General features: G+C 68.0%; 8 protein-coding genes and 1 pseudogene. 2 read left to right on the top strand and 7 right to left on the bottom strand.

Going from position 1 to position 9,327, the window contains the following annotated elements; genetic code table 11:
• Window positions 1-259 precede the first annotated feature (259 nt).
• Entirely contained in the window at window positions 260-1,267 is a 1,008-nt protein-coding gene (gap, locus tag N878_RS05110; RefSeq protein WP_021442604.1) for a type I glyceraldehyde-3-phosphate dehydrogenase, read from the top strand.
• Window positions 1,268-1,348: 81 nt separating this feature from the next.
• Entirely contained in the window at window positions 1,349-2,962 is a 1,614-nt protein-coding gene (locus N878_RS05115) for an NAD(P)/FAD-dependent oxidoreductase (protein WP_021442605.1), read from the top strand.
• 124 nt (window positions 2,963-3,086) lie between these two features.
• Here the strand turns inward: N878_RS05115 and N878_RS05120 are convergent, their stop codons facing one another.
• From N878_RS05120 to N878_RS05150, 7 genes and pseudogenes are all read right to left on the bottom strand, one after another.
• Window positions 3,087-3,419 carry a Na+/H+ antiporter subunit G gene (locus N878_RS05120; RefSeq protein WP_021442606.1) on the bottom strand — a complete coding sequence of 111 codons (333 nt, stop codon included), beginning with the start codon at window positions 3,417-3,419 and terminating at the stop codon, window positions 3,087-3,089.
• A 23-nt stretch (window positions 3,420-3,442) separates the two neighbouring features.
• The gene (locus N878_RS05125) at window positions 3,443-3,712 is read right to left on the bottom strand and encodes a K+/H+ antiporter subunit F (RefSeq protein ID WP_021442607.1); all 270 of its coding nucleotides are present in this window, start codon (window positions 3,710-3,712) and stop codon (window positions 3,443-3,445) included.
• Entirely contained in the window at window positions 3,697-4,200 is a 504-nt protein-coding gene (locus N878_RS05130) for a Na+/H+ antiporter subunit E (protein ID WP_021442608.1), read from the bottom strand. The genes N878_RS05125 and N878_RS05130 overlap by 16 nt, the downstream gene beginning before the upstream one ends.
• Complete coding sequence (locus N878_RS05135; protein WP_021442609.1) at window positions 4,197-5,702, bottom strand: monovalent cation/H+ antiporter subunit D; 1,506 nt, start codon at window positions 5,700-5,702, stop codon at window positions 4,197-4,199. Before N878_RS05135 ends, N878_RS05130 begins: the two co-directional genes overlap by 4 nt.
• Window positions 5,699-6,028, bottom strand: a complete 330-nt coding sequence (locus tag N878_RS05140) for a Na+/H+ antiporter subunit C (protein ID WP_021442610.1) — start codon at window positions 6,026-6,028, stop codon at window positions 5,699-5,701. The genes N878_RS05135 and N878_RS05140 overlap by 4 nt, the downstream gene beginning before the upstream one ends.
• Before the next feature lies 1 nt (window position 6,029).
• Window positions 6,030-8,822 (bottom strand): monovalent cation/H+ antiporter subunit A, encoded by a 2,793-nt coding sequence (locus N878_RS05145; RefSeq protein ID WP_021442611.1) that lies wholly within the window; start codon window positions 8,820-8,822, stop codon window positions 6,030-6,032.
• 287 nt (window positions 8,823-9,109) lie between these two features.
• Window positions 9,110-9,327: pseudogene (locus N878_RS05150) on the bottom strand (hypothetical protein); the annotation flags it as partial.

Here is a 9,327-nt window from a genome sequence, read left to right on the forward strand (position 1 = left end):
CGGCGGCGCGCGCAACTGAGCCCCGCCGCGTAGGCGCCGGCTTGCCGGCGATGTCTGGCGGCCCCCTGCGGGCCGTCGCAGGCGACGTCAAAAACTTCTCCCGGAAGTTTTTTGTCACCTGCCATCCCTGGCGGTGCCCCTTTGGGCCGTCGCAAGCGACGTCAAAAATCACTCCCGGTGATTTTTTGCCACAGTCCTGCGCGGCAGGCTCGCCAACTGGCTCCTAAGCTGCACAGAGCAAAGCCGGAAGGAGACCGCCATGCTACGAGTAGCCCTGAACGGATACGGGCGCATCGGCCGCGCCCTGCTGCGCGCCCTGGTGCAGCGCGATCTGCAGCAACGCATCCGCCTGATCGCGATCAACGACCTCGGCGACCACGCCACCCTCGCCCACCTGACCCGCTTCGATTCGACCTTCGGCCGCTTCCCCGGCGAGGTCGAGCTGCAGGGCGACCAGTTGCACCTGGCCGGCCAGTCGATCCACCTGCTCTGCGAGCGCGAAGCCTTCAACCTGCCGTGGAACCGCCTCGGCGTCGACCTGGTGCTGGAGTGCTCGGGCAAGTTCAAGAAACGCGCCCAGGTCGAACAGCACCTGACCGCCGGGGCCCAGCGCGTGCTGCTCTCGCACCCGCTGGAAAGCGCCGACCTGACCGTGGTCTACGGCGTCAACCATGAGCTGCTGGGCAATCAGCAGATCGTCTCCAACGCCTCCTGCACCACCAACTGCCTGGCGCCGCTGGCCAAGGTGCTGCACCAGGCCGTGGGCATCCGCCAGGGCCTGATCAACACGGTGCACGCCTACACCAACGACCAGAACCTGCTGGACAAGGCGCACAAGGACCTCTACCGCGCCCGCGCCGCGGCGCTGTCGATGATTCCCACCAGCACCGGCGCGGCCAAGACCATCGGCCTGGTGCTGCCGGAACTGGCCGGGCGCCTGGATGGCCTGTCGGTGCGGGTGCCGACGCCCAACGTATCGCTGCTCGACCTGACCTTCACCGCCGAGCGGCCGACCAGCCGCGAGGCGATCAACGCCGCGCTGCAGGCCGGGGCGGCGGCGCTGCCGGCCGGGGTGATGGAGTGCAACGCGCTGCCGCTGGTGTCCAGCGACTTCAACGGCTACCCGCTGTCCTGCGTGGTCGACCTCAACCACACCCGGGTGCAGGACGAGCTGGTCAAGGTGCTGGCCTGGTACGACAACGAATGGGCCTTCGCCAACCGCATGCTCGACGTGCTGCTGGCCTGGCCGCTGCCGCAGGCCGGCTGACGACCTGCGGGCGGCGATCCTGTACAATCGCCGGCCTTTTTCACTCTGCCGGATCGCCACCGGCCCTGCGGGATACTCGCCATGATTCGCCTGACCGAACTGAAACTGCCCCTCGACCACGCCGACGACGCCTTGCGCCCGGCCATCGTCCAGCGCCTGGGCATCGACGACGCCGAGCTGCTCGATTTCAGCGTGTTCAAGCGCAGCTACGATGCGCGCAAGAAATTCGGCGAGATGCCGTTCATCTACACCCTCGATTGCGCGGTCAAGGACGAAGCCGCCCTGCTCGCCCGCCTGGCGCACGACAAGCAGGTCGGCCCGGCGCCGGATATCGCCTACAAGCCGGTCGGCCAGGCCAAGGCGCCGCTGGATGAGCGCCCCCTGGTCGTCGGTTTCGGCCCCTGCGGCATCTTCGCCGCGCTGATCCTGGCCCAGGCCGGTTTGCGCCCCATAGTGCTGGAGCGCGGCAAGGAAGTGCGCCAGCGCACCAAGGACACCTGGGGCCTGTGGCGCAAGAACCAGCTCGACCCCGAGTCCAACGTGCAGTTCGGCGAGGGCGGCGCGGGCACCTTCTCCGACGGCAAGCTCTACAGCCAGATCAAGGATCCGCACCACCACGGGCGCAAGGTGCTGCAGGAGTTCGTCAAGGCCGGCGCGCCGGAAGAAATCCTCTACGTCAGCAAGCCGCATATCGGCACCTTCCGCCTCACCGGCGTGGTCGCCACCATGCGCGAGGAGATCAAGGCCCTGGGCGGCGAGGTGCGCTTCCAGCAGCGCGTCAGCGACCTGATCATGGAAGACGGCCAGCTCACCGGCGTGGTGCTGGACAGCGGCGAGCAGATCCTCAGCCGCCACGTGATCCTCGCCCTCGGCCACAGCTCGCGCGACACCTTCCGCATGCTGCATGCCCGCGGCGTGTACCTGGAGGCCAAGCCCTTCTCGGTGGGCTTCCGCATCGAGCACCCGCAGTCCTTGATCGACCGCGCACGCCTGGGCAAGTACGCCGGCCATCCCAAGCTCGGCGCCGCCGACTACAAGCTGGTGCACCACGCCAGCAACGGCCGCTCGGTGTACAGCTTCTGCATGTGCCCGGGCGGCACCGTGGTCGCCGCCACCTCCGAACCGGAGCGGGTGGTCACCAACGGCATGAGCCAGTATTCGCGCAACGAGCGCAACGCCAACGCCGGCATAGTCGTCGGCATCACCCCCGAGCAGGACTATCCGGGCGGCCCGCTGGCCGGCGTCGAACTGCAGGAGCGCCTGGAATCCCACGCCTACGTGCTCGGCGGGCGCAACTACGAGGCGCCGGGGCAACTGGTCGGCGACTTCATCAAAGGCCAGCCGTCGACCGCCCTGGGCGAGGTCACACCCTCGTACAAACCGGGGGTCAAGCTGGGCGACCTGGCGCCGTCGCTGCCGGACTTCGCCATCGAAGCCATCCGCGAGGCGCTGCCGGCCTTCGCCAAGCAGATCAAGGGCTTCGACCTGGCTGACGCGGTGCTCACCGGCATCGAGACGCGCACCTCCTCGCCGGTGCGCATCACCCGCGGCGACGACCTGCAGAGCCTGAATCTCAAGGGCCTGTACCCGGCCGGCGAAGGCGCGGGCTATGCCGGCGGCATTCTTTCCGCCGGGGTGGACGGCATCCGAGTGGCCGAAGCGGTGGCGCGCGATATGCTCGGGCTAAAGCCTTAACGCCTCAGGCGGCAAAGGGTCGCACCGTCGGCGATGGCCGCGAGGTGACTGCGTACGGGCAAATGGTTCCAGACATTGGGCCCGTGCGCGAGGCGCGGGCCGCTCGGCTATGGATCCCGCTCAACTACTGTTCCCAGGGCCGCCCGCGGGTCTGCTCGCTGAGCGGCAGCTTCTGCTGCAGCGCCGCCTTGGCCAGCATATGGGCGCTGACCGGGGCGGTGATGAAGAGGAACAGGGTGATCAGCAGTTCGTGCAGGCTGAGGCCGTTGCCGCGGCTGCCGAAGTAGATCAGCGAGGCGATGACCATGCCGCCGACGCCCAGGGTGGTGGCCTTGGTCGGTCCGTGCAGGCGCATGAAGAAGTCCGGCAGGCGGTACAGGCCGATGGCGCCGACCAGGGCGAACAGGCTGCCGAGCAGCAGGAACAGGGCGACCAGGCCTTCGATCAGGGTGTCCATGCAGCAGTCTCCATAGCAGGTCGTTATTCGATGATATCGCCGCGCAGCAGGTACTTGGCCACTGCCACGGTGCCGATAAAGCCCATCACCGCGATCAGCAGCGCCGCCTCGAAATAGAGGTCGGAACCGAGCCAGATGCCGAACAGCACGATCAGGGCGATGGCGTTGATGTACAGGGTGTCCAGGGCGAGGATGCGGTCCGGCATGTCCGGCCCCTTGATCAGGCGCGCCAGGGTCAGCACCAGGGCCAGGCCCATGATGGTCAGGCAGATCGGGATCACGTAGGCGAGCATGCGAACACCTCCAGCAGCGGCGCTTCGTAACGGGTCTGGATGCTGCGCACCAGCTCTTGTTCGTCGTCGACATCGAGGCTGTGCACCAGCAGCATGCGCTTGTCGTCGCTGAGGTCGGCCGACACCGTGCCGGGGGTCAGCGAGACGATGCTGGCGAGCATGGTCAGCGCCAGCTCGTCGCTCAGCTGCAGCGGCACCTCGACGAAGGCCGGACGCAGGCGGCTGATCGGGCCGAGGATCAGCTTGGCCACCTGCAGGTTGGCGACCACGATGTCGAGCAGCACGCGCAGCAGGAACAGGCTCAGCTTGAGCGGCTTGCGCACCCGCGGCGGGTTGATCCAGAACACCTGGGTGACCAGCGGGATCAGCCAGCCGAGGAAGGCGCCGAGCAGCCAGTGGCCGAGGCCGAAATCGTTGACCAGCAGCAACCAGACGAACAGCAGGCACAGGCTCAGCAGGGGGTGGGGCAACCAGCGGCGCGCCTTCATGACGCACCTCCGCTCTGCAGGATCATGCGGTAACTCTCCAGGTCGTGCAGTTGCGCCACGGTGGCGGCGAGGTACGTCAGCACCGGCTGCGCCAGCGCCACCAGCAGCGGCCCGGTCAGCAGCAGGCCGGTGGCGGCCAGCAGACGGCCCTTGTCCAGTTCGGCACTGTCCAGCTGGCTCAGGCCCACACGCCAGAACAGCGTGCTGCCGGCGCGGCTGAGGCTGACCAGGGTGACCAGGCCGCCGATCAGCACCAGCGGCCAGAGGAACAGCCCCTGCCAGCCGGGGCCGACCGCCTGCAGCAGCAGCAGCTTGCCGAGGAAACCGGACAGCGGCGGCAGACCGGCCACGGCGATGGCGCCGACGAAGAACAGCGCGCCGAGCAGGTGCGGGTTCTGCAGTGCCGCGCCCTGCACCAGCTGGCCGCCCTTGACGCCGCGCTGGCGGGCGATCAGGTCGGCGATCAAAAACAGCGCGCCGGCCATCCAGGTGCTGTGGATCAGGTAGAACAGCGCGGCCTGCAGCGCCTCGGCGGTGCCCAGGGCGATGCCGGCCAGCAGGGTGCCCACCGACACCACCACCAGGTAGGCCAGCAGCCCCTGCAGGCTGGTGGCGGCGAAGGCGCCGATCACCCCCAGGCCCAGGGTCAGCAGGGCCAGCGGCCACAGCCACTGCAGCGCCATGTCGGCCAGTTCGCCGGCGTTGTCCCCGAAGATCAGGGTGTACACCCGCAGGATCGAATACAGGCCGACCTTGGTCATGATCGCGAACAGCGCCGCCACCGGCGCCGTGGCCGCGGCGTAGGCCTTCGGCAGCCAGAAATACAGCGGCAGGAAGGCCGCCTTGAGGCCGAACACCACCAGCAGCAACATGCCGGCGGCGCCGATCAGCGCCGCCTGGTCGTGGTCGGCCGCCGCCACCCGCTCGGCCATGTCGACCATGTTGAGGGTGCCGGTGATGCCGTAGAGCACGCCGACGGCGATCAGGAAGAAGGCCGAGCCGACCAGGTTGAGCACCACGTAGTGCAGGCCGGCGCGTACCCGGTCCTTGCCGCCGCCGTGCAGCAGCAGCGAGTAGGAGGCGATCAGCAGGATCTCGAAGAACACGAACAGGTTGAACAGGTCGCCGGTGAGGAAGGCGCCGTTGATGCCCAGCAGCTGGAACTGGAACAGCGCGTGGAAGTTGCGCCCGCGCTCGTCGTCGCCGCGCATGGCGTAGAGCACGGCGAACAGCGCCAGCACCGCGGTGACCAGCAGCATCAGCGCGCTGAGGCGGTCGAGCACGAGGATGATGCCGAACGGCGGCTGCCAGTTGCCCAGGGCGTAGAACTGGATGGCGCCCTGGTCGGCCTGCAGCAGCAGGTACAGGCTGACCGGCACCAGCAAGGCGGTGGCGCTCACCGAGGCCAGGCGCTTGAGCGGCATGCTCAGGCGCGCGGCGAACAGCAGCAGGCTGCCGACGAACAGCGGCAGCAGAACGGGCAGGATCAACGCATGGTTCATCGATGAGGCTCCCGGCCATCGACATGGTCGGTGCTCAGCTCGCCGACGCTACGCAGCGCCAGGACCACGACGAAGGCGGTCATGGCGAAGCCGATGACGATGGCGGTGAGCACCAGCGCCTGCGGCAGCGGGTCGGCGTAGTGGCTGCCCTGGCCGATCACCGTGGAGGCGCCGCCCTGCAGGCGGCCCATGGCGAAGAGGAACAGGTTGACCGCGTAGGAAATCAGGGTCAGGCCCATCACCACCGGAAAGGTGCGGGCGCGCAGCAGCAGGTAGACGCCGCTGGCGGTGAGGATGCCGAGCGCTACGGCAAACAGTGCTTCCATCTCAGAGTACCTCCTGTCCGGGCTTTTCCTGGGTCAGCTTGCCCAGGTTGGCGAGGATGAGCAGGGTCGCCCCGACCACGGTCAGGTACACGCCCAGGTCGAACAGCATGGCGGTGGCCAGTTCGATCTCCCCCACCAAGGGAATGTGGAAATGGCCGAAGGCCGAGGTCAGGAACGGCCGGCCGAACAGCCAGCTGCCAAGGCCGGTGGCGGCGGCGATCAGCACCCCGGCGCCGGCCATGCGGTGGTAGTTCAGCGGCAGGCGCGACTGGGTCCACTGCACGCCGCTGGCGACGTACTGCAGGATCAGCGCCACGGCGGTGACCAGACCGGCGATGAAGCCGCCGCCGGGCAGGTTGTGGCCGCGCAGGAAGATGAACACCGAAATCAGCAGCGCCATCGGCAGCAGCACCCGCGACAGGGTGGCGAGGATCAGCGGGTGGCGGTCGCGCGCCCAGCTGCGCCCCTGGGCGTCGGCATTGGGCTGGAACAGGCGCAGGCCGTCGAGCATGGCGTAGATGCCGACGCCGGCGATGGCCAGCACGCTGATCTCGCCGAGGGTGTCGAAGCCGCGGAAGTCCACCAGGATGACGTTGACCACATTGGTACCGCCGCCGCCGGGCACGCTGTTCGCCAGGAAGTAGCTGGCGATGCTGTCGTAGGGACGAGTGAGCACGGCGAAGGCGAGCATGGCGATCATCACCCCGCTGCCGATGGCCAGGCTGAAGTCGCGCAACGCGCGCAGGCTGCTGGACTCGACGCGGGTCTGCGCCGGCAGGAAGAACAGCGCCAGCATCAGCAGGATGATGGTCACCACCTCCACCGACAGCTGGGTCAGCGCCAGGTCCGGCGCCGAGTAGCGGGCGAAGGCCAGCGCCACCATCAGGCCGACCACGCTGAGCATCAGCAGCGAGACCAGGCGCTGGCGGTGGAAGATCACCGTGACCAGCGCGGCCAGGGAGAGGATGCCCAGGCCGAGCGCGGTGATGCCGTCCACCGGGCTCAGCGCCACCGAACCGTTCAGCTGCGGCAGCGGGCCGAGGCCGAGCACCACCACCAGCACGCCGGCGCCGAGCAGGCAGGCCAGGTAGCGCTGCAGCGAACCGTTCTCCAGCCACTGGGTCAGCGCCGTGGCGGCGCCGAACAGGCTGACCACCACGCGCTCGAACATCAGCTTGGCGTCGACGCTGGGCATCCCGGCGTACCAGCGGAACAGCGGCTGACGCAGGGTGTAGATGAGGATGCCGCCGACCGTGGCGATCAGGCTCATGATCAACGGCAGGTTGACTCCGTGCCAGATCGCCAGGCTGTACTCCGGCAGCGTGCCGCCGAGGGTGGCCGAGGCCGCCGTGGCCAGCAGCGGCGCCACGGTGTAGGCCGGCAGCATGCCCACCAGCAGGCAGAGGAACACCAGGATCTCCACCGGCACCTTCATGTAGCGCGGCGGTTCGTGCGGCGGGTACTTGGGCAGGTTGATCGGCTCGCCGTTGAAGAACACGTCGTGGATGAAGCGCAGCGAATAGGCCACCGAGAACACCCCGGCGAGGGTCGCCGCCGCCGGGATCACCCAGCTGAAGCTGCCCAGCAGGTGCTGGTGGAGGGTCTCGGTGAAGAACATCTCCTTGCTCAGGAAGCCGTTGAGCAAGGGCACCCCGGCCATCGCCGAGGCCGCCACCATGGCCAGCACCGCAGTATGCGGCATGTACTTCCACAGGCCGTTGATGCGCCGCATGTCGCGGCTGCCGGTCTCGTGGTCGATGATCCCCGCGGCCATGAACAGCGAGGCCTTGAAGGTGGCGTGGTTGATGATGTGGAACACCGCGGCGACCGCCGCCAGGTGCGAGTCGAGGCCGAACAGCAGGGTGATCAGGCCCAGGTGGCTGATGGTCGAGTAGGCCAGCAGGCCCTTGAGGTCGTGCTGGAACAGCGCCATGCCGGCACCCACCAGCAGGGTCGCCAGGCCGGTCAGGCTGACCAGGTAGAACCACCACTCGGAGCCGGCCAGCGCCGGATACAGGCGCGCCAGGAGGAACACCCCGGCCTTGACCATGGTCGCCGAGTGCAGGTAGGCCGACACCGGGGTCGGCGCCGCCATCGCATGCGGCAGCCAGAAATGAAAGGGGAACTGCGCCGACTTGGTGAACACGCCGAGCAGCACCAGCACCAGCGCCAGCGGGTACAGCTCGTGGGCGCGGATCGCATAGCCGGCGGCGAGCACCTGCGACAGCTCGAAACTGCCGACGATGTGGCCGATCAGCAGGATGCCGGCGAGCAGCGCCAGACCGCCGCCGCCGGTGATCGCCAGGGCCATGCGTGCGCCCTTGCGCGCCTCCGAGCGCGAACCCCAGAAACCGATCAGGAGGAACGACGACAGGCTGGTCAGCTCCCAGAACACCAGCATCAGCAGCAGGTTTTCCGACAGCACCACGCCGAGCATGGCGCCCATGAACAGCAGCAGGAAGGCGAAGAAGCGCCCCATTGGCTCGCTCTTGGCCAGGTAATAGCGGGCGTAGAGGATCACCAGCAGGCCGATGCCAAGGATCAGCAGGGCGAACAGAAAGCCCAGGCCATCCAGGCGCAGGCTGAGGTTCAGCCCCAGTTGCGGCAGCCACTCCAGCTTGACCCGCAGCACCTCGCCGGCGAACACCGCCGGCTGCTGACTGAACAGCAGCACCAGGGCGAGCAGCGGCGCCAGGGCGGCGGCCACGGCACAGGCGGAACGCCCCAGGCGGTCAGCCAGCACCGGCAGAAACAGTCCCAGAAATGGCAAGGCGACAATCAGCGCAAGCGCCATCGGCAAAAACCCCTTATGCAAGCCCGCCGGGCTTGCAGAACCCGGCGGCGTGAATTGGAGTCGCAACTCCCCTGACGGTATTCGATTCCTGACCGAGCGGTCGAGCTAAGTCATTGTCGTGACACGAATAAGCGCCGATTATCCATACCTATCGACACATCGTCATGCATTGAATTATTACTAAACACACGCGCGGCGCGCCAATCGCCCAGCCTCGTGGCAGCGGCCCGTACGGGCCACAAAAAAGCCGGAGCAACCTGGGGCTGCTCCGGCTCGTACACTGCACCTCAGTGAGTGACGCGGCTGGTGCCGTTGACGGTCATGATGCGCACGCGCTCGCCGACGCGGAAGATCTGGTTCGGCTCGACCTCCTGCACATAGGCGCGCAGGGTGCCGTCGTCTTCGCGCACGGTGATCTCCACCCCCTGAGTGCGGGTGATGCCCTCCTCGGCCGCGGCGCCGAGCAGGCCGCCGGCCACCGCCCCAATCACCGCCGCCACCGCAC

Source organism: Pseudomonas sp. EGD-AK9 (assembly GCF_000465935.2).
Lineage (GTDB): Bacteria > Pseudomonadota > Gammaproteobacteria > Pseudomonadales > Pseudomonadaceae > Aquipseudomonas.

What these genes read in the sequence shown, in the direction of transcription:
- N878_RS05120 (WP_021442606.1), bottom strand. Translation starts at nt 3,419, where the DNA reads ATGGACACCCTGATCGAAGGCCTGGTCGCCCTGTTCCTGCTGCTCGGC.
- N878_RS05125 (WP_021442607.1), bottom strand. Translation starts at nt 3,712, where the DNA reads ATGCTCGCCTACGTGATCCCGATCTGCCTGACCATCATGGGCCTGGCC.
- gap (WP_021442604.1), top strand. Translation starts at nt 260, where the DNA reads ATGCTACGAGTAGCCCTGAACGGATACGGGCGCATCGGCCGCGCCCTG.
- N878_RS05140 (WP_021442610.1), bottom strand. Translation starts at nt 6,028, where the DNA reads ATGGAAGCACTGTTTGCCGTAGCGCTCGGCATCCTCACCGCCAGCGGC.
- N878_RS05135 (WP_021442609.1), bottom strand. Translation starts at nt 5,702, where the DNA reads ATGAACCATGCGTTGATCCTGCCCGTTCTGCTGCCGCTGTTCGTCGGC.
- N878_RS05130 (WP_021442608.1), bottom strand. Translation starts at nt 4,200, where the DNA reads ATGAAGGCGCGCCGCTGGTTGCCCCACCCCCTGCTGAGCCTGTGCCTG.
- N878_RS05145 (WP_021442611.1), bottom strand. Translation starts at nt 8,822, where the DNA reads ATGGCGCTTGCGCTGATTGTCGCCTTGCCATTTCTGGGACTGTTTCTG.
- N878_RS05115 (WP_021442605.1), top strand. Translation starts at nt 1,349, where the DNA reads ATGATTCGCCTGACCGAACTGAAACTGCCCCTCGACCACGCCGACGAC.